The following is a 21,994-nucleotide window of genomic DNA, read 5'->3' as shown; positions in this document are numbered from 1 at the left end:
CGACCGGTCGACGCCAGGTGAACGACAGGGCACGTTCTGTCGACTTCGATAAACGTCCGTCGCGTCGGCTTTCGCATCGGGCGTCGGAACCAGCAAGATAGGGGGGTTGTGTCCCAGCCCCCCTCGATTTCCCCCGGTGGCTTTTCTGTGACTCAGATCCCGACGTGGAGCGGCGGACCAGTTAGTCCCGCCAACGGACGAGCGGCGCCCGGCACCACCATTGGTGGCCGGTACTCGCTGCGGTCCTCGGTGGGCAACGGCGGCATGGGCACGGTGTGGCGCGCCACAGACACCCTGCTGCGCCGTGACGTGGCGGTGAAGGAGGTCGTCCTGCCCCCGGGGCTGGCCCCCAGCGACCGCGACGCGATGTACGAACGCACCCTGCGCGAGGCCCGTGCCGCCGCCGCCATCCAGCACCCCGCGGTGGTGCAGGTGTACGACGTGGTCACCGAGGCCGGTCGGCCGTGGATCGTGATGGAGCTGCTGGACGCCCGCAGCCTCGCCGACATGGTGATCGAGGACGGGCCGGTCGCGCCCCGCGCCGTCGCCAAGATCGGCATCGCGCTGCTCGGCGCGTTGGAGGTCGCGCACGCGATCGGCGTGCTGCACCGCGACGTGAAACCCGCAAACGTGCTGATCTGCACCGACGGGCGCTGCGTGCTGACCGACTTCGGGGTCGCCCGGATGCCCACCGACGTGCAGCTCACCACCCCCGGCATGGTGCTCGGCTCGCCGCACTTCATCTCGCCCGAGCGGGCCATGGGCCAGGAGTTCGGCCCGCCCAGCGATCTCTTCTCGCTGGGTGTGACGCTCTACACCGCGGTCGAGGGACGGCCCCCGTTCGACAAGGGCGACCCGATCGAGACCATGCACGCCGTGGTGGAGGACCCGCCCGCCCCGCCGCAGCGCAGCGGCCCGCTGACCCGGGTGCTGATGGGTCTGCTGGAGAAGGACCCGGCGCGTCGACTGGACGTGCACACCTCCCGGGCCATGCTGCGCGAGCTGCTCGCCGGCCCGCTGGGCAGCACGGCGACGGCCGTGCACTCGGTCACCGACCCGTACGCCGTGGTGCCGGTGCAGCAGCGCCCCATTCCCGTCCTTCCGCCGCCCCAGCCGGAGCCGAAACCGGACAGCCAGATCGGCGGCCCGGCGATGCTGGCCCCGGGTGAGTCCCTGACCGACCGGCTGGCCGCGCTGCGTCGCGGCGAGCGCCCCCAGGCAGCTCGCGCGGCCGGTGCCACCGGTGCGCTCGACGAGACCAGCGCCGACGCGTTGGCCGGCCCACTGCACACCCCGACCGGCGCGATGCCGGCCCCCGGCCGACCGGCGGCCGGGCGCACCTACGGCGGCAACGCGGACGCCACCCAGCGGGTGGACGCCGGCGGGCACCCCGACGCCACCCAGCGGGTCAGCTACGGCAACCCGGCCGATGCCACCCAGCAGGTCGGGTACGGCGGCGCACCGGAGGCCACCCAGCGCGTCGGCGGCACCTACGGCGGCGGCAACCAGTGGTCGGTGCCGGGCACCGGCCAGCCCTGGGCCACCACGCCCGCCGCTTCGGGCGGCAGCACCCTGGACAAGGTCCGGGCCACCGGAGGTCAGCTCGTCACCACGGTCAAGGGCTGGCCGCGCAAGGTGCAGCTCGCCGCGGCCGGCGGGTTGGTCGTCGTGCTGCTACTCACCGCGGTCGCGCTCTCCGGCGGCGACGACACCCCGCCGAGCACCCCGGCGGCGCAGCCCACCGCGTCAGCCCCGGCGGCTCCCACCGTCGAGATGCAGGAGCACACGGCCCGCGGAATCCAGGTCATGGTGCCGAAGGGCTGGAAGAAGGCCACCGGCGGCTCGTACACCGACTACATCGACCCGGCGGACAGCGGTCGCAAGGTCCGCATCATCACCGAGAAGTGGAGCAGCAGCTCCACCCGGTGGGCGGAGACGGCCGAGAACGGCCTCAAGACCCGGAGCACCTCCTGCGTCAAGCCGTACAACCAGATCTCCTCCACCGAGACCGAGCTGGCCAGCAAGCCGGCAGCCGAATTCGAGTACACCTGCGGTGAGGGTGACGCAATGCGGCACGGCGTCTGGCGGGGCGTGGCGCAGGACGGCAAGGCGTACTCGTTCTACCTCACCGCCACGGACGCCAAGTTCGCCGAGAGCAAGCCGATCTTCGACGAGATGGCGCGGACGTTCCAGCTCACCGGGAACGGCTGAGCCGGAGGGAACCCACAGGGGTGATCCGTCGCCGTGCTATCAAGGGGCATGGCGGCGGACACCACTGACATCGACGACATTCGCGAGCAAGCCCGGCGCTGGTTGGCCGACGACCCCGACCCGGCCAGCCGGGACGAGCTGACGGCGGTGCTCGACCGGCTGCCGGCGAGCGCCCCGGAGCTGGCCGACCGGTTCGCCGGCCCGCTGACCTTCGGCACGGCGGGCCTCCGCGGCCCGCTGCGCGCCGGCCCGAACGGCATGAACCTCGCCGTGGTCACCCAGGCCGCTGCCGGCCTGGTCACCTGGCTCGCGGCCCAGGGTGGCACCGGCCCGCTGGTGATCGGGTACGACGCCCGGCACGGCTCCCGGCAGTTCGCCGAGCGCACCGCCCAGGTGGCCACCGGCGCTGGTCGTCCGGCGCTGCTGCTGCCCCGCCCACTGCCCACCCCGGTGCTGGCGTACGCCGTGCGGCACCTCGGCGGTGTGGCCGGAGTGATGGTCACGGCCAGCCACAACCCGCCACAGGACAACGGCTACAAGGTCTACCTGGGCGCCGAGCTGGGTGGCGAGTTGGGCGCTGGCGCGCAGATCGTGCCCCCCGCCGACGCCGGCATCGAGGCGGCCATCCGGTCGGTCGGGCCGCTGACCCAGGTGCCGCTGGGCGAGCCCGGTCAGGTCCTCGGCGACGACCTCGTCGCCTCATACGTCGAACGGGCCACCGCGGTGATCGACCCGGACGGGCCACGGGACCTGACGGTGGCGTACACCCCGCTGCACGGGGTGGGCGCGGCGGTGCTCACCGCCGCCTTCGCCCGCGCTGGTTTCCCGACCCCCGGGGTGGTGCCGGACCAGGCCGAGCCGGACCCGGCGTTCCCCACCGTGTCGTTCCCCAACCCGGAGGAGCCGGGTGCGGTGGACCGGCTGATCGCCCTGGCCGACTCCACAGGCGCGGACCTCGCCATCGCCAACGACCCGGACGCCGACCGTTGCGCGGTGGTCGTCCGGGACGACCGCGACGGCTGGCGGATGCTGCGCGGCGACGAGGTGGGTGTCCTGCTCGCCGACCACCTGATGCGTCGGGGGGTGACCGGGCTCTACGCCACCACCATCGTGTCGTCGTCACTCCTGCGGGCGATGTGCGCGGCCCGGGGCCTGCCCTACGACGAGACGCTGACCGGCTTCAAGTGGATCGTGCGGGCCGGCGGCGGGAGCGCGCCGCTGGTCTTCGGCTACGAGGAGGCGCTGGGCTACTGCGTCGCCCCGGAACACGTCCGGGACAAGGACGGCATCACCGCCGCGCTGACCGTGGCGGAGCTGGCCGCCGGCCTGAAGTCGCAGGGTCGTACGTTGACCGACCGGCTGGACGATCTGGCCGCCGAGTTCGGCGTGCACCACACCGACCAGCTCTCCGTCCGGGTGGACGACCTGCGGGTCATCGCCGACGCGATGGCCCGGATCCGGGCGGTCACTCCGGCCACCCTGCTCGGGCAGCCGGTGGACAGCGTCCGGGACCTGCTGCCCGAGTCGGACGTGGTGATCCTGCGTACCGCGGTCGCCCGGGTGGTGATCCGCCCGTCCGGGACCGAGCCGAAGCTCAAGGCGTACCTCGAGGTGGTGGAACCGGTCGCGGACGGTGACGTCCAGACGGCCCGCAGCAGGGCGGCGTCGGCCGTCGCCGCGCTGCGCGCCGAGGTCAGCGCTGCCCTCGGCATCTGACGTCAGCGGCGCGGCCCGAGGGCCTGGTCGACGGCCCTGGCCAGGGCGGCGACGACCAGGCCGACCGACGGGCGGACCACCGAGTCGTCGGTGCTCACCTCGCCGGAGAACCCGGCGCCGGTGGCGATCTCCGTCAACCGGCGGCGGGCGTCGGCGGCGGCCTCGCCGCTCACCCCGAGCGCGGACTCCATCCGGAGCACCACGACCAGGGTGGCCAGCGCTGCGGTCCGCTCGTCGGGGGCTGCCGCGCCGGTCAGTGCCTCGGCCAGCCGCTGCCGGGTCTCCGCCTCGACTGAGGTGTCCACGACCGGGTAACGGTGCACGTGGATGAAGCCCAGCTCGGTCTCGTCGATGTCCCGGACGACGCCCTGCCGGCACAGGTCGGCGAGGATCCGGTCGCGCAGGCCGTGCCGCAGACGCTGCACCCAGGACGCCGGGGTGTGCGGAGTGTCCGCGGCGATCCGGCTGAGGACGTCGTCGGTGAACGGCTCGCCGGTCGGCGTCGGGTCGATCACCGTCAGGGATCCGTCGGCGTACGCGATCCGGCCGGCCAGGGCCAGCTCGACCAGCACCGCGGCGGCCATGCCCAGGTCCAGGCTGATCCGCGGCATGGTCGCCTTGCCGGTCGTGTCGTCGTAGGCGAGGAGCAGCAACTCCTCGGCGAGCGCAACAGTCATGGCCGCAGACGCTAGCGGGTCCGCGCACCTCGCGCACGGACCCGCCGGACCCGGCACCGACCGGGTATCGCCTCAGAAGCGGGGCATGCCACCGAACTGGCGGTCACCGGCGTCGCCGAGCCCGGGGACGATGAACATGCGGTCGTTGAGCCCCTCGTCGATCGAGGCCGTGACCAGGCGCAAAGGCAGGCCGGAGCGTTCCAGCCGCTCGATGCCGACCGGGGCGGCGAGCACACAGAGCACGGTGATGTCGGTGCAGCCGCGGTCGGCCAGCAGCTGGCAGCAGTGCTCCAGCGACCCGCCGGTGGCCAGCATCGGGTCGAGCACCAGCACCGGCAGCCCGGCCAGGTCACGCGGCAGCGACTCCATGTAGGCGCGAGGCTCGTAGGTCGCCTCGTCGCGGGCCAGGCCCACGAACCCCATCGAGGACTCGGGCAGCAGGCCCAGCGCGGCGTCCGCCATGCCCAGCCCGGCGCGCAGCACCGGGACCAGCAGCGGCGGGTTGGCCAGCCGGGTGCCCTCGGTGCCGGTGACCGGCGTCTGCACCGGGTACCGCTCGACGGGGAAGGAGCGCGCCGCCTCGTACACCAGCATGGTGGTCAGTTCGTGCAGCGCCGCCCGGAACGTCGAGGAATCGGTGCGCGCGTCCCGCATGGCGGTCAACCTGGACTGGGCCAGCGGGTGGTCAATGACGTGTACGTCCACGATCGCTCAACCTACCGGTCCGTAGCGCGCGGTGGTGCGGGTGCGGTCGGACCAGGGACGCCGCTCACGTCGGAGCGTCACCGAGCGCTCGTGAGCAAGATCACTCGGCGGTCCCGTGCGTAGACTTCTCGGCATGACGGCGACAACGACGTCGGCCCGGTCGGAGCTCTCCGAGCTGGGACGATCCGAGACCGCTCTGCGGACCTTCCTGCACGGCCTGCCCGGCGTGGACCAGGTCGGCGCGGAGCAGCGGGCGGCACAGCTCGGCACCCGCTCCATCAAGACCACCGCCAAGGCCCAGGCGATCGACCTGGCGATCCGGATGGTCGACCTGACCACCCTGGAAGGGGCGGACACCCCGGGCAAGGTGCGCGCGCTCGCCGCGAAGGCCCTACGCCCGGACCCGGCCGACCCGTCCTGCCCGCACGTCGGCGCGGTCTGCGTCTACCCGGCGATGGTCCCGTACGTGGCCGAGGTGCTGCGCGGAAGTGGTGCCGGGTCCGGGCGCCCATCCGGCGAACCGGGACATGCGGGCGGCGCCGCGCCGGCCGGACTTGGCATTGTGCACCTGGCCAGCGTGGCGACCGCGTTCCCGTCGGGTCAGGCACCGTTGGAGATCAAACTGGCCGACACCCGGGCCGCCGTCGCGGCCGGCGCCGACGAGATCGACATGGTGATCAACCGGGGTGCGTTCCTGGCCGGGCGGTACAAGGAGGTCTACGACGAGATCGTGGCCACCAAGGAAGCCTCCGGGGACGCCCACCTCAAGGTGATCCTGGAGACCGGCGAGCTGGCCACCTACGACAACGTCCGGCGGGCCTCCTGGCTGGCCATGCTGGCCGGCGGCGACTTCATCAAGACCTCCACCGGCAAGGTCCCGATCGCGGCGACGATGCCGGTGAGCCTGGTGATGCTGGAAGCGGTCCGCGACTTCCGCGAGGCGACCGGGCGGCAGGTGGGCGTGAAGCCCGCCGGTGGCATCAAGACCACCAAGGACGCGATCAAGTACCTGGTGATGGTCAACGAGACCGTCGGCCCGGACTGGCTCGACCCGGACTGGTTCCGCTTCGGCGCGTCCAGCCTGCTCAACGACCTGCTGATGCAGCGCACCAAGCTGACGACCGGCACCTACTCCGGTCCCGACTACTTCACCCTGGACTGATAGCCGATGTTCGAATACGCCCCCGCCCCCGAGTCCCGCTCGGTGGTGGACCTCAAACCCTCGTACGGGCTGTTCATCGACGGTACGTTCGTCGACCCGACCGACGGTGGCAGCTTCAAGTCGATCAACCCCGCCTCCGAGGAGGTGCTGGCCGAGATCGCCGAGGCCGGTGCCCAGGACGTGGAACGCGCCGTGCGTGCCGCCCGGAAGGCGTACGACAAGGTCTGGGGTCCGATGCCGGGCCGGGACCGGGCGAAGTACCTGTACCGGATCGCCCGGCTCATCCAGGAGCGCTCCCGCGAGCTGGCCGTCCTGGAATCGCTTGACAACGGCAAGCCGATCCGGGAGAGCCGCGACGTCGACCTGCCGCTGGTCGCCGCGCACTTCTTCTACTACGCGGGCTGGGCCGACAAGCTGGAACACGCTGGCTTCGGCGCGAACCCGCGCCCCATCGGCGTGGCCGCGCAGGTCATTCCGTGGAACTTCCCGCTGCTCATGCTGGCCTGGAAGATCGCCCCGGCGCTCGCCGCGGGCAACACGGTGGTGCTGAAGCCGGCCGAGACCACCCCACTGACCGCGCTGCTCTTCGCCGAGATCTGCCAGCAGGCCGAGCTGCCGGCCGGTGTGGTCAACATCCTCACCGGCGCCGGCGACACCGGCCGGGCGCTGGTCGAGCACCCGGATGTCAACAAGGTCGCCTTCACCGGCTCCACCGATGTGGGCCGGGCCATCGCCCGGTCGGTCGCCGGCACCCGCAAGAAGCTCACCCTGGAGCTCGGCGGCAAGGCCGCCAACATCGTCTTCGACGACGCGCCCATCGACCAGGCCGTCGAGGGCATCGTCAACGGCATCTTCTTCAACCAGGGGCACGTCTGCTGCGCCGGCTCCCGACTGCTGGTCCAGGAGAACGTGGCCGACCGCGTGCTGGAGTCGCTGAAGCGACGCATGGCCCAACTGCGGGTCGGCGACCCACTGGACAAGAACACCGACGTCGGCGCGATCAACTCGGCCGCCCAACTGGAGCGGATCCGCGAGCTGTCCGACGCCGGCTCCGCCGAGGGCGCCGAGCGCTGGTCACCGCCGTGCGACCTGCCCGACCGGGGCTTCTGGTTCGCGCCGACCATCTTCACAGGCGTCACCCAGGCACACCGCATCGCCCGCGAGGAGATCTTCGGCCCGGTGCTGTCGGTGCTCACCTTCCGCACCCCGGCCGAGGCCGTGGAAAAGGCCAACAACACGCCGTACGGGCTGTCGGCCGGGATCTGGACCGACAAGGGCTCCCGGATCCTGTGGATGGCCGACCGGCTGCGCGCCGGCGTCGTCTGGGCCAACACCTTCAACAAGTTCGACCCCACCTCGCCGTTCGGTGGGTACAAGGAGTCGGGCTACGGTCGCGAGGGCGGCCGGCACGGGCTGGAGGGCTACCTCAATGTCTGAGCGGGTCGCGGTACGCAAGACGTACAAGCTCTTCATCGGCGGGAAGTTCCCGCGCAGCGAGTCGGGACGGTCGTATCTCGTGCAGTCCTCGAATGTGTCACTGGCCTCCCGCAAGGACGCCCGGGACGCGGTGGTCGCCGCCCGCGCCGCCGTCAAGGGCTGGGCCGGCGCGACCGCGTACAACCGGGGTCAGATCCTCTACCGGGCCGCCGAGATGCTGGAGGGCCGCCGGGAGCAGTTCGTCGCCCTGGGCATCCCCGGCGACGAGGTGGACGCCGCGGTCGACCGCTGGGTCTGGTACGCCGGCTGGGCCGACAAGGTCGCCCAGGTGTACGGCGGCGCCAACCCGGTCGCCGGCCCGTACTTCAACATCTCCGCGCCCGAGCCGACCGGCGTGGTCGCCGTGGTCGCCCCGGAGCGTCCCGCGCTGCTCGGCCTGGTCAGCGTGATCGCCCCGGCGATCGTCACCGGCAACACCGTGGTGGTGGCGGCCTCCCCGAGTGAGCCGCTGGCGGCGGTGACGCTGGCCGAGGTGCTGGCCACCTCCGACCTGCCCGGCGGCGTGGTCAACATCCTCACCGGCGCGATCACCGAGACCGCCCCGACGTTGGCCGCGCACATGGACGTCAACGCGATCGACCTGACCGGGGTCACCGACGCCGCGCTCGCCACCGACCTGGAGGTCAAGGCGGCGGAGAACCTCAAGCGGGTACTCCGACCGGCCCCGGCCGACCACGACTGGTCGGTCGACCCGGGCCTGGATCGGATGACGGCGCTGCTGGAGACGAAGACGGTGTGGCACCCCAAGGGGGTGTGATCGTCTTTGCTCGGCCTTTGGGTTTTCCGGGGGAGCCCGCCCACTCCGGGCGGTCAGGCTTGATCCCTGCGTGGTCGGGCTCCCCCGGAAAACCCTGACGTGGGCCGGGTTCGCCGTCGGCGGCGCGGTCAAGATTTGCGCAACTTCAGGGATGTTGCTGCCTCCAGCGCCTCGGAGGCAGCAACATCCCTGTTCTTGTCCGGATCTTGTACCGCGCCACCGAACTCGGTTGATGATCATGGGGTTGGCGGGGTGTTTGATCTCGCTCAGCCCGGTCAACCTTATGATCAGCGCTGGGGAGGGTGGCGACGGTGGGGTGGGGACGGCTGGGTGGGTGGGGGGTCTACTACCGGGGGTAGGATTACGGTGTGACTCGGTTGGGCGATCTTGAGCGTGCGGTGATGGACGTGCTGTGGGACGTGGTTCCCGGCACGTCGGACGGAGTGACCGTGCGCGAGGTGGCCGACGCGCTCGACGGCCGTGAGCTGGCGTACACCACGGTGATGACCGTGCTGGACCGGCTCGCCGGCAAGGGCATGGTGCAACGGGAGCGGGAGGGTCGGGCCTGGCGGTACCGGCCGGCGGCCAGCCGCGAAGCGCACATCGCCCAGCTCATGCTCGACGCCCTCGACCTGGGTGGCAGCCGAGACGCCGCGCTGGTGCGGTTCGCCCGCTCGGTGACCGGCACCGAGGCCGAGGTGCTGCGGGCGGCTCTCGGCAGCGAGGCCGGCCTGACCGGGCCGGGCTCCACCGGTGGCGACGCGGGCGGGGCCGACACCCTGACCGATCGGGTGGACGGGCCGGCGGGCCGACGAACCGCCGGCGAGGCAGCGGAGCGGTAGGGCGCACACCATGGCCTACGCCGTGCACTTCGCCGCCACGATGCTGGCCTGCTATCTGACCGCCCAGGTGTTGGCCCGTTCCACCTGGACGTGGCGCAGCCCCCGGGTGGCGATCGTCTGCTGGCAGGCCGTCGGGCTGGCGTTGGGCCTCTCGGCGATGGGCCTGCCGATGGCGCTCGGGTTGAGCGCGTACGGTCGGCCGACCGGTAGCGCACTGATCGCACTGGCCAACGACCTCGCCCACGGCGCCCTGCCGGTCGGGGTGGGCACGTTCCACCTGGCCGGCGTCGGCGTGGGCTTCGGCATCGGGGCGGTGCTGGTCACCACGACGGTGCGCAGCATCCACGGCACCGTCCGGGCCCAACGCCGCCACCGGGACCTGCTCTCCCTGGTCGCCCGGAACGACCCGGCCGCGCCGGGCGCGCTGGTACTGGATCATCCGAGCGCCGCCGCGTACTGCCTGCCGGGCGTGAAGCCGCAGGTGGTGGTCAGCGCCGGCACTCTGAGCCTGCTGGACCGGGCCGAGCTGGCCGCGGTACTCAGCCACGAGCGTGCGCACGCCCACGAGCGGCACGATCTGGTGCTGCTGCCGTTCACCGCGCTGTGCCGGGCGCTGCCGTGGTTCGGCTGGGTGCGCGACGCGCACGAGCGGGTCGCCCTGCTGGTCGAGATGCGCGCCGACGACAAGGCCCGCGAGCTGCACGCCGAAGCCCCGCTGGCGGGGGCGCTACGCCGCTTCGCCGCCGCCGGGCACCGGATCACCCCGGCCGGCGCGCTCGGCATGGGCGACCGGGATCTCGACGTACGGGTGCAGCGCCTACTGGTCAGCGACCGGCCGCCCCGGGTGCTCGGTGCCACCGCGCTCGCGGTCGCCACCACGTTGGTCGCCCTCCCGATCACCCTGTTCCTGAGCTGACACCCACAAGGCGCCACTGAGCCGCCGCGGCAGGGCCGCCGCCCCCCTGCGGTGCCGCATCCCGCCCCCACCCCGCGCCCTCGCACCCACGCGACCTCGCCCCGCGCCCGCACGACCCGCGCCCGCACCCCCGGCGCCCCGCACCCTGCGCCGCGCGCCCCCTCGCAAGATCGCACTCGATCCTGGATCGAGGGGCATTCCGGGGGCGCGAGACCACTACATCCAGGATCGAGCGCGATCTTCCCCAGATACTACGTGGCGTAGTAGTGTTAACTACGACAAGACGTAGTAGGCAGACATGTAGAAACGCTACGTGTAGGGTGGCTACGACAAGGGAGCCAACGCTAGGGAGGGCTCGTCATGGACACCCTGCTCCTCGCCCGCCTGCAGTTCGCCACCACGACCTCGATCCACTTCCTGTTCGTGGTGGTCACGCTCGGGCTGGTCACCCTGCTGGTCGGCATGCAGACCGCCTGGGTGCTCACCGGCAACCCGAAGTGGGAGCGGCTGACGCGCTACTGGGGCCAGCTCTACGTGATCAACTACGTGCTCGGCATCGCCACCGGGATCGTGATGGAGTTCCAGTTCGGGCTGAACTGGAGTGGCCTGTCGCGCTACGTCGGCAACGTCTTCGGGGCACCCCTGGCCATCGAGACGCTTGTGGCGTTCTTCCTGGAGTCCACGTTCCTCGGGATGTGGATCTTCGGCTGGCACCGACTTGGCAAGGGTGTCCACCTCGCGTTGCTCTGGGGCGTGGCGATCACCGCGTACGCCTCGGCATTCTGGATCATGGTGGCCAACTCCTGGCTGCAGAACCCGGTCGGTTACGAGGTCCGCGACGGGATCGCCCACCTCACCGACTTCGGCGCGCTGCTCACCAACCCCAGCCTCGGCATGGCCTTCGGGCACGTGGTCTCGGCGGCGCTGCTGGTCGGCGGGATGCTGGTGGCGGCGGTCAGCGCCGGGCATTTGATCCGGCGTACCCCGGACTTCGCGCTCTTCCGCACCTCGCTCCGGATCGGCCTGGTCACCGCGGCGCTGGCCATCACGATGGTGCAGGGCTTCGGTTTCGCCCAGTTCGGCCCGGTCGGCGCGGTGCAGCCGACCAAGTTCGGCGGCGACAGCCCGGACAGCCAGGCGCTGATCGCCGAGTGGACCAGCCGGTTCGGCCCCGGCGACTACACGCCGCCGGTGCTGGCCAGCGTCGGGCTGGGCTTCATGATCCTGATCGGCTTCACCCTCGGCTGCGTCTGGCTCCTGCTGCCCCTGCTCTTCCGGGACTGGATCATCCGACTGCGCTTCCCGCTCTGGCTGCTCCTGCTCGCCCTGCCGCTGCCGTTCGTCGCGGTGATCCTCGGCTGGATCTCCCGGGAGGTCGGCCGGCAACCCTGGGTGGCGTACGGGCTGCTCCCCACCGAGCAGGCCGTCTCCCCGGTCAGCGCACCGCTGATGCTCGCCTCGCTGATCGGGTTCAGCCTGCTGCTGGGCGCCCTCGCCGTCACCAACTGGGTGCTGCTCGCACGGCACGCCAGACGCGGCGCCTCCGACCCGGCGCTCGGCCGCCCACCGGCACCGCCCAGCGAGCCGGCCCACCCCGAACCCGCCCTGATCTGAGCACCAAGGAGTAGACCGTGGACCTCGCCTGGTACGCCCTGCTCGGCCTCTTCTTCGCCAGTTACCTCGTGCTGGCCGGCTACGACTACGGCGTCGGGCTGCTGCTCGCCCGCGGCGTCGGTCCGGCCGGGCGGCGGGAGGCGCTCACCGCCCTCGGCCCGTTCTTCCTCGGCAACGAGGTCTGGTTGGTGGCCACCGTGGGCATCCTCTTCGGCGCGTTCCCCCTCCTGGAGGGCGAGTTGCTCGCCGGCTGCTATCCGGCCGTCGTCGGCGCCCTGGTCGGCGTCATCCTGGTCACCGTCGGGGTGCAGCTGCGCAGTCGGCCCACCGACGAGCGGAGTCGCGCCCGCTGGGACCGCGTCGTGGTGATCGGCAGCGCCCTCGCCGCGCTGGGCTGGGGTGCGCTGCTCGCCGCGCTGCTGCAGGGCGTGCCCCTCCAGGCCGACGGGCACGTCGCCGGGGTGGCGCACCTGGCCACCCCGTTCGCGGCCGCCGCCGGGCTGGCCATGGTCGCCCTGGTCGCGGTGCACGGGGCGACCTTCCTCGCCCTGCGGCTCTCCGCCGAGGCCGCCGCCGTGGTCGGCCGTACCGCCCGCCGGCTGGTGCCGGTGGCGCTCACCGCGGTCGCCCTGGCCACCGTCGTGGGCCTGCTCTCCGCCCGGGTACGCGACGCCGTGCAGCGGCCGGCGGTGGCCGTACTCCTGCCGGTGCTGCTCGTGGCGGCGCTGCTGGCGGCCCGCGCGGCGCTGGCACGGCGGCGGCCGGGGTGGGCTCTGGTCGCCACCGGCGCGGCCCTGGCGCTGCCGGTGGTGCTGGTCGGAGCAGCTCTGTGGCCCTACGTGCTGGTGTCCACGACCGACCCGGACGCCTCGCTGCGGGTGGCCGACGCGGCCGCCAGCGCGCCGACCCTGCGGTTGCTGGGCTGGGTGGCGCTGCCGCTACTTCCGGCCCTACTAGGCTTCCAGGCGATGTGCTGGTGGGTTTTTCGAGGACGGACCGACGGTAGGGCACCGGTGTACTGGTGAGCCGCCGTCCGTTCGACCCGCGTCTGCTGCGCCGGGTCCCCACGGCCCGGGGCGATCTTGCCGTGCTCGCGCTCCTGGGGGTGCTGGCCGCCGGGTTGATCGTGGCGCAGGCCACCGCGCTCGCGTCGCTGCTGGCCGAGGCGATCGACGGCCGGCTGGATCGACCGGCGCTGGCCGGTTTCGTGGTCGCGGTCGCCGCCCGCTCGGCCCTGGTCTGGGCGCAGGGCACGGTCTCCGCGCGGGTGGCCGCCACGGTCAAGGCCACGCTGCGGGCCGACCTGCTCGGGGCGGTGGGCCGGCACGGGCCCGGCTGGGTGGCGGGGCAGCGGGCCGGCGAGATCGCCACCCTGGCCGGGCGCGGGTTGGACGCGCTGGACGCGTACTTCACCGGCTACCTGCCGCAGCTGGTGCTCAGCGTGACGGTGCCCCTGGCGGTGCTGGCCCGGGTCGTCTTCGCCGACTGGAGCTCGGCGGTGATCATCGCGCTGACCCTGCCGCTGATCCCGGTCTTCGGAGCGCTGCTCGGCTGGCAGGCGCAGGCCGCCACCGAACGGCAGTGGCGGCGGCTCGCGCTGCTCGGCGGGCACTTCCTGGACATGGTGGCCGGGTTGCCCACCCTGCGCGCGTTCGGGCGGGCCCGGGCACAGACCGACGTGGTGCGCCGGATGGCCGACAGTCACCGCGTCGCCACCATGAAGACGCTGCGGATCGCGTTCCTCTCCGCGCTGGTGCTGGAGCTGGTCGCCACCCTCTCGGTGGCGTTGGTCGCGGTGCCGGTCGGCATCCGGTTGCTCGGCGGCGGGCTGGCCCTGCAGACCGCGCTGCTGGTGCTGTTGCTGACCCCGGAGGCGTACCTGCCGCTGCGGGCCGCCGGCAGCCGCTTCCACGCCAGCATGGAGGGGCTGGCCGCGCTGGACGAGGCGTTGACCGTCTCCGCCGCACCCGCCGCGCCCCGGGCCGCCGAGGGCGCCTCCGCCCCGGACGCGCGGGCCGAGATCCGGTTCGAGGGGGTGACCGTGGCGTACGAGCGGACCACCGCGCTGCGCGACGTGACCCTGACCATCCGGCCCGGTGAGCGGATCGCCATCATCGGGCCCAGCGGCGCCGGCAAGAGCACCCTGCTCGGCCTGCTGCTCGGGTTCGTGGCGCCGACCAGCGGCCGGATCACCGTGGGCGGGGTCGACCTCGCCACCGCCGACCCGGACGCCTGGCGCCGGCAGCTCGCCTGGGTGCCGCAGCGGGCGCACCTCTTCGCCGCCTCGCTGGCCGACAACATCCGCCTCGGCGCGCCGGACACCCCCGCCGACGCACTCACCGCCGCAGTGCACGACGCCGCCCTGGACGACGTGGTGGCCGGCCTGCCCGACGGCCTGGACACCCTGCTCGGCGAGCGCGGTCACGGGCTGTCCAGCGGGCAGCGGCAGCGGGTGGCACTGGCCCGGGCGTTCCTGCGTGCCGCTCCGGTGGTGCTTCTCGACGAACCCACCGCCCGACTCGACACGGCGGCCGAGGCGGTGGTGCTCGACGCCACCCGTCGCCTGGTCGCCGGACGGACCGCGCTGCTGGTCGCGCACCGACCGGCGTTGCTCGCCGACGCCGGCCGGATCCTGCGCATCGAGGACGGTCGGGTCACCGAGTTGACACCCGAACCGACCGGGAAGGTCACCCGATGACCGCGGAACAAGGGCCGGCGGTGGCGCCCGACGCGGCACCGGCCGCGCGGGCCGCCGCCGAGCGGGCCGTGCTGCGACTGGCCCGGCCGTACCTGGGCCGCCTGGTCGGAGCCGGGCTGCTGGCGGCTGCCACCGAGTTCGCCGGGCTCGCCCTGATGGCCACCGCCACCTGGCTGCTGATGAGCGCCGCCGGCCAGCCTCCGCTGGACCGCCTCACCGTGGCGATCGTCGCGGTCCGGGCGCTGGCGATCAGCCGGGGCGTGTTCCGCTACACCGAGCGGCTCGCCGGGCACGACGCGGTGCTCCGCATGATCACCGACGTCCGGGCCCGGGTCTTCGCCACCCTGGCGGCCCGCCGTGGCACGGCGCACCGCTCGGGGGACGTGCTGAGCCGCCTGGTCTCCGACGTGGAGGCCGTCCAGGACCTGCTGCTGCGGGTGCTGGTTCCCGGCTCGGCGGCGGCCCTGGTCGGTGTGCTGGCGGTCGCCGTGGCGGCGCTGATCTCACCACCGGCCGCCGGCGCGCTCGCCGTCGGGCTGCTGGTTGCCGGGGTGGCGCTGCCCGCGCTGGCCACCGCGGTCACCCGCCGCAGCGCGGCCGAGGTGGCCCCCCTGCGGGGCGCCCTGGCCACCGACGCGATCGACCTCACCCACGGCGCCGCCGACCTGGCCGCGTTCGGGGCGACCGACGTCACGCTGCGCGCCGCCGAGCAGCGCGCCCACCGGCTGGCCCGGCTGGAACGGCGGCTGGCCGCCACCGGGTTCGCGGTGGACGCGGCCGGCGTGCTGACCTCCGGCGTGACCGCCGCGGCGGTGGTGCTGGTCGCGCTCGCCGCCGACGTGTCGGGGGTGCTGGTTGGCGTCCTGGCCGTCGGCGCACTGGCCGCCGTCGAGGTGACGCTGGCGCTGGTCACGGCGGCCCGGCAGTGGACGCAGCTGCGGCCCGGCCTGACCCGGGTGGCCGATCTGCTCGACGCGGACCCGTCGACCCCGCCGCCCGCGACCGGTCCCACGGACCTGAGCGGCCCACACGAGCTGCGCTTCCTCGACGTGACCGTGCGGTACCGGGCCGGCGCCGCGCCCGCCCTGGACGGGGTCAGCCTGGACCTGCCGGCGGGTCGCCGGATCGCGGTCGTCGGCCCGAGCGGCGCCGGCAAGAGCACCCTGGCCGCCGTGCTGACCGGCACCGTCCGGCCCGCGTCCGGCCGGGTCACGCTGGACGGTCACGACCTTTCGACGTACGCCGAGGAGGCGCTGCCCCGCGCGGTCGGCGGGCTGCTGGCCGAGGCGTACGTCTTCCACGCCACGGTGCGGGAGAACCTGCTGCTCGGGCGGGCCGGGGCGGGCGAGGAGGAGCTGACCGCCGCCACCGCCGCCGCCGGCCTGCTGGACTGGGTCCGCGCCCAACCGGCGGGCTGGGACACGCTTGTCGGCGAGGAGGGCGGGCAACTCTCCGGCGGGCAGCGGCAGCGACTGGCGCTCGCCCGGGCCCTGCTCGCCGCGCCGCCGCTGCTGGTGCTCGACGAGCCCACCGAAGGGCTGGACCCGGCCGCCGCGGACGCGGTGCTCGCGTCCGCCCTGGCCGCCACCCCCGCCGGGCACTCGGTGCTGCTGATCAGCCACCGGCTCAGCGGGCTGGCCGAGCTGGACGAGATCGTGGTCCTGGACGGCGGCCGGGTGATCCAGCGTGGTCGGCACGCCGAGCTGGTCTCCGTCCCGGGCTGGTACCGGGACCAGTGGCTGCTCCAGGCCGCGGCCGAACGGGGTTACCTGGCGCTCGCCCCCTGACCCGGATCCGGGGCGGACCAGGGTTCTCCCGGACGTCGACCCGCCGGAGTCCGTGGCAGGGTGGTGCCATGCGCGCTGAGGACGTGATGGTCGACGAGCACCTGCGGGAGCTGGCCGCTCGGTTGCAGGGGCCGGCGCGACTCAAGTCCGATCTGCTGACCGAGGCCCGGCACGGGTTGCTGGACGCCGTCGAGGCGTACCGGGAGATCGGGGTGCCAGCCACCGAGGCGCAGCGCCGGGCGGTGGTCGAGTTCGGCTCGCCGTCGCAGCTGCTGCCGTCCTGGCAGGCCGAGCTGGCGGTGGGCGCCCTGCGTGGGCTCTCCCTGCGGATGCTGGCGATCGCCGGGGTGGGGGTGGTCGCCGGCGATCTGACCTGGCGCGGGGCGAGCTGGAGCAACGGCCCCCGTCCCCCGGCCGGCTACCTGCTGCTCTCCAACTCGGTCGACTGGATCTGGATGAGCGCACTGCTGCTCTCGGTGGCCGGTCTGCTGGTGGTCTGGGCGAGCGCGCGGGCGCCCCGGCCGGGCCTGGCCCTGGCGCAGCGTGCGGTGGGCGCCGGCCTGACCGGCCTGCTGGCTCTCGCCATGCTGGCCGGCTGCGCCCTCTTCACCTGGTCCCTCAACCTCTGGGACGCGGCACTGCACTGGCCCCCGATGATCGTCGGGGCGGTGTTGGTGGGCGGCGGATACTTCTCGCTGACCCGCGCGGCGCGTGGCTGGCTGCTGGCCACCACCCGCTGATCGGCGCCCGACCCGAGCGGGTCAGGCTGGAGTGGGCGGGCTGCCGGGGTCGAGGAATCGACCCACGGTCGTCTGGAACTCGCGCCAACCCGCGCGCTCCCCGGCCAGTGCCCGCCGCCCCGAGTCGGTGAGCTGGTACGTCCGCCGTTCCCGGCCGCTGACCGTGCTCCAGGTGCTCGCCACGTGGCCGGCGCGTTCCAGGCGACGGAGCGCCGGATAGATGGTGCCGGTGGGCAGGTCCAGATTGCCGTCACTGCGGGCGCGCAGCGCCTCGATGATCGCGTAGCCGTGCAGCGCGCCCTGTTCGAGAACGGCGAGCAGCAGAGCGTCGAGATGGCCGTGCAGCGCCTGGGCCTTCATGCGTAGCTACGCTACTTGTCGAACCGCCGGTTCGCCAGCGGTGACGACCAGCAGGTCGGACCCGTGCGCCAACCGGCCACCGGGGTGCGGGCATCGGTCACCCAGGGCCGCCGACTAGGGTATGTGCCCAGAGTCACTCGCCGGTCAGAGACCCCGGCGGGTGGGCAACCCGAAGCACACGGAGGTCAGCGTGGCCCGCCAGTCGCCCCAACGGCCCGACGCCGACGAGCCCGAGCTCGACGACACCACCGGCGCGGCCGAGCCAGACGAGACCGAGGAGACCGACCGCCCGTCGGCGTCGATCGACCGTTCGCTCTGGGACGAGCTGCGCATCGACCCAGTGGAGATCGCGCTGCCCGCCGGCACCGGCTTCACGCTCCGGGCGTACCGGCCGGCCAGCTCGCTGACCCCCACCGACGTGACCGAGCGCGACCAGGACGACCCGTTCCTGGCCCGCCGCCAGGCGGTCGAGGAGGAGGAGGACGACGAGACCGTCGTCATCCTCGACGAGGAGCTGGCCGAGGAGTTCGCCGCCGAGGACGAGGACGACGAGTCGACGCGCCGCCGCCGCGACGGTGCCGCCGCCGACACCGACGACGAGTCGGACGAGGCCGTCACGGACGAGGCGGACGACGAGGAGGTGCCGGTCTTCCTCAGCAACCAGGGCAAGCTGCTGCTGTTCAAGACCCCCGAGTCGCTCGTCAGTTTCATCCGATCCGGTGCGCCAAACGATCTGTCCCAACTGGACAGCTGGAATGAATTGTCCGAACGGGTGGAGCCGGCAGATATCGTTCCGCTCGACGAGGACACCTACGAGCTCGACCTCGTCGTGGAGAACCTGCGCGGCGGGCACGACACGTGGGATTCGACCCTGCTGATCGAGGCAGGCGAGGCCGCGCGTGACCTCTCGTACGCATTGCGGCTGCCTGCGGTACTCGACATGCTTTCCGCCGGCTCCAGCCTCGACGACCTGGACGAGGCGCTGCGGGCCACCGCCAACGGCGGGATCGGCGCGTTCATGGGTCGCCGACGGCTGAAGAAGATCGGAGCGCAGACCGCGAGTTTGGGTTGGCGCACCATTGTCGGCAAGATCTCTGCGGTGGTGGACTGGCGCGACTGACCCGTACCGGGGAGCATCAGTTGCTGGCAGAGGAAAGACCTGTCCCGGGAGGAGGACGACGCCGTGGCGCTCGTGCGCGTTTACTGCGGTCTGGCCTCGGCGGATCCGGCTGACCGACCGGCCTCCGCCGGTTCGACGCTGACGTCCGCTGTGGTCGACGACGCAGGCCGTCTGCTGCATGTCTGCGAGATCAGCGATGACGCCGCTGGCTACGCCCAGCTCGTCGCGCTGCTCGTGGAGCGGTCGGGCGGGCCGAGCGGTGCGGCCATCGCCGCCGACAGCGACGACCACACGGTCACCTCGCTGCTGAGCGCGGCGGGGCGACCCCTGGCGATCGCCGACGACGACTCGGTGGACGACTTCGCCGAGCGGTTCGCCGACGACGACTCCCTTGAGGAGATGCAGTCGCCTCCGGCCGAACGACGGGCGGTCGGCCTGGCCCGCGCGTTGCAGGCGGGGGCGCTCTCCGCCGTCACCCTGCCGGCACCCCGGGACCTCGCCGGCTACAAGCAGGTGCTCTCCGCGCACGCCGCTCTGGCCAGCGGTCGACACTCCGCCGCCGTGGCGCTGCGCGAGGTTCTGCGGGAGCTCTACCCGGCGGCCCTGCGCGCATACCCGGACCCGGCCGAGCCGGTCTCCCTGGCCGTGCTGGACGCGCTGCCCGAGCCGGGCATGCTCGGCGGCACCGTGGCCCGGGGTCGTGAGGTGTCGGTCGCGGCGGATGCCATCGCCGCGCACCTCGCCGCGGACGGGGTCGCCGACGCCGAGGAGATCAACGAGGCGGTCACCGCCCTGCGGGTCGCCATCTCCGAGACACCCCGACGCGCCGCGGTCAACCGGGCGCTCACGTCCGCGGTGGCCGAGACGGTCCGCCAGGCCGTCGCCTCCGTACGGGCCTGCGACGCCGGGTGCGAGGCGCTGGTCAGCGCGCTCAGCTCACGGGTCAGCACGCCTGCCCAGGCGCCCGGCCGCCGTGCCGCTGCCCGCCGTGGCGAGTCCGTCGGCGAGCTGACCGGCCTGGCCGGCACCAACGCCGGGTTGACCGGCACCAACGCCGGCCTGACCGGCCTCGCCGGCACCAACGCCGGGTTGCGGTCGGTCCGACCCACCCCGCCGGCCGGCGAGCCGGCACCCGCCGTCGGGCGGCGCAGCCGTCCCGAGCCGGTCCCCGGGAACGCGCCGCTGGCGTCGCCCCGCCCGCTCGGGCCACCACCGGTCGCCCCGGCGCCGGTCACGCCACCGCCGGTCGCACCCGCGCCGATGACCCCGGCGGCGATGGCTGGTCCGCCGGCGTCCACGCTGCCCAGTCGCAGCGAGCCGCTCCCCAGCCGGATCGACGGCCCGACCAACCGGCCGGTCTCCTCGCCACCGCCTCCGCCGCCCGGGATCACCCCGATCGCGCCGGCACAGCGGGGCATGGTGCCCCCGGCCGAGGCCGGTGAGCCGTTCCGGCCGACGCTGACCACCGCCGCGATCAACAACGCGCGGGCCGAGCGGCAGCGGACGGTCATTCCGCCCCGCCCCAAGACCAACGGCGAACCCCGGCCGAGCCACCAGCAACGCCCGGTCGACGAGCCACCCACCGGCGGGTTCAGCGCCACCGATCTCAGCATTCCGGTGCCGACCCCCCGGCCCGGGCAGGAGGCCGCACCGCCCGGCTCCCGGGCCAACTGGCCGCTGGTCAACAACCCGGAGGACCCGTCCGACAGCTCACCGAACAACCCGGTGGCCTACCCGTACGGCGGTAGCCGCGGTGTCGACGCCCCGACCGATCCGGGTCGGGCCGACGGTCGGGTCACCCCGCCCTGGTTGGCGGACGACCTGCCACCGGAGCCACCCATGCTGCGGCTGGTGGAGCCTCCGCCGCTGGCCGACCGGGCGCTGCGCGAGGGGCTCAACCCTCCCGCGGACCAGCACCTGGAGACGCCGCCGCTGCGCCTGGTCGACCGGGAGCAGGCCGCTCGCAACGGTCGGGCGGCTGCCCGCACCGAGCGTGCCGCCGAGCACCGGCCGTCACCCCCGGTCGAGCACCGGCCACCACCGATGGAGCACCGTCCGCCGCCGGTCGCCGACGAGGGCGACGGCGATCTGCTGATCTTCGCGCAGGCCAAGTCGGCCTGGTTCGTCGGGCAGGCCGAGGAGTCCGACCTGGACTGGTCGACCACTGCCGACACCGGCTGGCAGGCCGCGGAGCAGGCCGCTCGCCCGGCCGTGGGCGCCGAGACCAACGCCGGGTTGCCCAAGCGCGTGCCGCAGGCCAACCTGGTGCCGGGTTCCCCGCTGCGCGAGGAGCGCCCATTGCGGATAGTGCGTGATGCGGCGAGCCTCGCGGAGAACACGACCGGCTACTTCCGTGGCTGGCGTCGGGGCCAGGAGATCGGCGGTTTCGCGGTGGGTGGTCGGCCCGGTCGTGAGGCGGCCGGCGGCTGGGACTTCAGCCGCGACCACGGGGACCGCGACGACGACCGGGAGTACGAGTACCGCTCGGCGGGCTACCAGTCCTGACCCTTCTTCACGAGAGCGCCCCCAGCCAGTCGGCTGGGGGCGCTCTCGCGTCAGCAGGTGGATCCCGGGTACGCAGAAGCCGCCTCGTGAGGTCCGTGGGTGGGCTTGTGGCCCCGGGAAGGGGCTGACAGCGTCCAGGACCTCAGGAGGCGGCTCGGCGGCGCACCGGCCCGTCTGGCCGACGAACCGGCGCGGAGCGACTCACCGGGGCGGCTGGCAGCGCCCGGTGGCGGCCGGAGCCACCACCGGGGCGTGCAGCGCCGCGATCAGGCCGGGGCGACGGCGCGCGTACGACGCATGGTCAGCACGTACTCGACCAGCGAGATCAGCACGTGCTTCGTCGACTCCCGGTTACGGGCGTCGCAGGCCACCACCGGCACGTCGCTCGAGATCGCCAAGGCGTCCCGGACGTCCTGCGGGTCGTGGTACTGCATTCCGTCGAAGCAGTTGATCGCCACCAGGTACGGCAGGCGTCGGTGCTCGAAGAAGTCGATCGCCGCGAAGCAGTCGGCCAGCCGGCGAGTGTCCACCAGCACGACCGCACCGATCGCACCCCGCACCAGTTCGTCCCACATGAACCAGAAACGGGTCCGACCCGGCGTACCGAACAGGTACAGGATCAGGTCACGGTCGATCGAGATCCGGCCGAAGTCCATGGCCACCGTGGTCGTCGTCTTGCCCGGCACC

Annotated in this window: 18 protein-coding genes; 14 read left to right on the top strand and 4 right to left on the bottom strand. The window is 73.3% G+C overall.

The genetic code is table 11. The features are described from left to right. The first annotated feature begins 147 nt into the window (after positions 1–147). Positions 148–2,211 (top strand): protein kinase, encoded by a 2,064-nt coding sequence (locus tag ACIBD9_RS31115; protein ID WP_396722998.1) that lies wholly within the window; start codon positions 148–150, stop codon positions 2,209–2,211. 48 nt (positions 2,212–2,259) lie between these two features. Beyond that, positions 2,260–3,927, top strand: coding sequence for a phospho-sugar mutase (locus ACIBD9_RS31110; protein ID WP_396722997.1), 1,668 nt, complete (start codon positions 2,260–2,262; stop codon positions 3,925–3,927). 2 nt (positions 3,928–3,929) lie between these two features. On the opposite strand, the gene ACIBD9_RS31105 is transcribed toward ACIBD9_RS31110, so the two are convergent. Further along, entirely contained in the window at positions 3,930–4,604 is a 675-nt protein-coding gene (locus ACIBD9_RS31105) for a GPP34 family phosphoprotein (protein ID WP_396722995.1), read from the bottom strand. Positions 4,605–4,676: 72 nt separating this feature from the next. After that, the gene (gene upp / locus ACIBD9_RS31100; protein ID WP_109819875.1) at positions 4,677–5,309 is read right to left on the bottom strand and encodes a uracil phosphoribosyltransferase; all 633 of its coding nucleotides are present in this window, start codon (positions 5,307–5,309) and stop codon (positions 4,677–4,679) included. 133 nt (positions 5,310–5,442) lie between these two features. Here upp and deoC point away from each other — a divergent pair, with 133 nt between their 5' ends. From deoC to ACIBD9_RS31050, 10 genes are all read left to right on the top strand, one after another. Next, entirely contained in the window at positions 5,443–6,471 is a 1,029-nt protein-coding gene (gene deoC, locus ACIBD9_RS31095) for a deoxyribose-phosphate aldolase (protein WP_396722993.1), read from the top strand. A 6-nt stretch (positions 6,472–6,477) separates the two neighbouring features. Then, positions 6,478–7,908 (top strand): aldehyde dehydrogenase family protein, encoded by a 1,431-nt coding sequence (locus ACIBD9_RS31090; RefSeq protein WP_396722991.1) that lies wholly within the window; start codon positions 6,478–6,480, stop codon positions 7,906–7,908. Further along, a complete protein-coding gene (locus ACIBD9_RS31085) occupies positions 7,901–8,725 on the top strand; it encodes an aldehyde dehydrogenase family protein (RefSeq protein ID WP_387172337.1) in 825 nt (274 codons plus the stop codon). Before ACIBD9_RS31090 ends, ACIBD9_RS31085 begins: the two co-directional genes overlap by 8 nt. 368 nt (positions 8,726–9,093) lie before the next feature. Further along, entirely contained in the window at positions 9,094–9,567 is a 474-nt protein-coding gene (locus ACIBD9_RS31080; RefSeq protein WP_396722989.1) for a BlaI/MecI/CopY family transcriptional regulator, read from the top strand. Positions 9,568–9,577: 10 nt separating this feature from the next. Beyond that, a complete protein-coding gene (locus ACIBD9_RS31075) occupies positions 9,578–10,483 on the top strand; it encodes a M56 family metallopeptidase (protein WP_396722988.1) in 906 nt (301 codons plus the stop codon). Between the two features lie 360 nt (positions 10,484–10,843). Then, positions 10,844–12,097, top strand: coding sequence for a cytochrome ubiquinol oxidase subunit I (locus ACIBD9_RS31070; RefSeq protein WP_396722986.1), 1,254 nt, complete (start codon positions 10,844–10,846; stop codon positions 12,095–12,097). Positions 12,098–12,114: 17 nt separating this feature from the next. Then, positions 12,115–13,122, top strand: coding sequence for a cytochrome d ubiquinol oxidase subunit II (locus tag ACIBD9_RS31065; RefSeq protein WP_396722984.1), 1,008 nt, complete (start codon positions 12,115–12,117; stop codon positions 13,120–13,122). Then, positions 13,119–14,795: a thiol reductant ABC exporter subunit CydD gene (gene cydD / locus ACIBD9_RS31060; RefSeq protein ID WP_396722982.1), complete on the top strand. Its 1,677-nt coding sequence runs from the start codon at positions 13,119–13,121 to the stop codon at positions 14,793–14,795. The genes ACIBD9_RS31065 and cydD overlap by 4 nt, the downstream gene beginning before the upstream one ends. Further along, the gene (gene cydC, locus ACIBD9_RS31055; protein WP_396722980.1) at positions 14,792–16,582 is read left to right on the top strand and encodes a thiol reductant ABC exporter subunit CydC; all 1,791 of its coding nucleotides are present in this window, start codon (positions 14,792–14,794) and stop codon (positions 16,580–16,582) included. Before cydD ends, cydC begins: the two co-directional genes overlap by 4 nt. Before the next feature lie 68 nt (positions 16,583–16,650). Beyond that, entirely contained in the window at positions 16,651–17,322 is a 672-nt protein-coding gene (locus tag ACIBD9_RS31050) for a permease prefix domain 1-containing protein (RefSeq protein ID WP_396722978.1), read from the top strand. Between the two features lie 21 nt (positions 17,323–17,343). Here the strand turns inward: ACIBD9_RS31050 and ACIBD9_RS31045 are convergent, their stop codons facing one another. After that, positions 17,344–17,682, bottom strand: a complete 339-nt coding sequence (locus ACIBD9_RS31045; protein WP_387172350.1) for a PadR family transcriptional regulator — start codon at positions 17,680–17,682, stop codon at positions 17,344–17,346. A 160-nt stretch (positions 17,683–17,842) separates the two neighbouring features. On the opposite strand from ACIBD9_RS31045, the gene ACIBD9_RS31040 reads away from it, so the two are divergent. Together ACIBD9_RS31040 and ACIBD9_RS31035 are read left to right on the top strand one after the other, a co-directional pair. Next, the gene (locus tag ACIBD9_RS31040) at positions 17,843–18,802 is read left to right on the top strand and encodes a DNA primase (RefSeq protein WP_396722975.1); all 960 of its coding nucleotides are present in this window, start codon (positions 17,843–17,845) and stop codon (positions 18,800–18,802) included. 39 nt (positions 18,803–18,841) lie between these two features. Then, positions 18,842–21,307, top strand: a complete 2,466-nt coding sequence (locus tag ACIBD9_RS31035; protein WP_396723038.1) for a transposase — start codon at positions 18,842–18,844, stop codon at positions 21,305–21,307. A 266-nt stretch (positions 21,308–21,573) separates the two neighbouring features. Here the strand turns inward: ACIBD9_RS31035 and ACIBD9_RS31030 are convergent. After that, positions 21,574–21,994, bottom strand: a 421-nt coding sequence (locus tag ACIBD9_RS31030; RefSeq protein ID WP_396722973.1) for a GTP-binding protein, incomplete at its 5' end; no start/stop codon positions are given.

This window comes from Micromonospora sp. NPDC050784, from assembly GCF_044456765.1.
Lineage (GTDB): Bacteria > Actinomycetota > Actinomycetes > Mycobacteriales > Micromonosporaceae > Micromonospora > Micromonospora foliorum.
The sequence above is the reverse complement of the archived record's forward strand: the minus strand, read 5'-3'. Positions and strand labels throughout refer to the sequence as shown.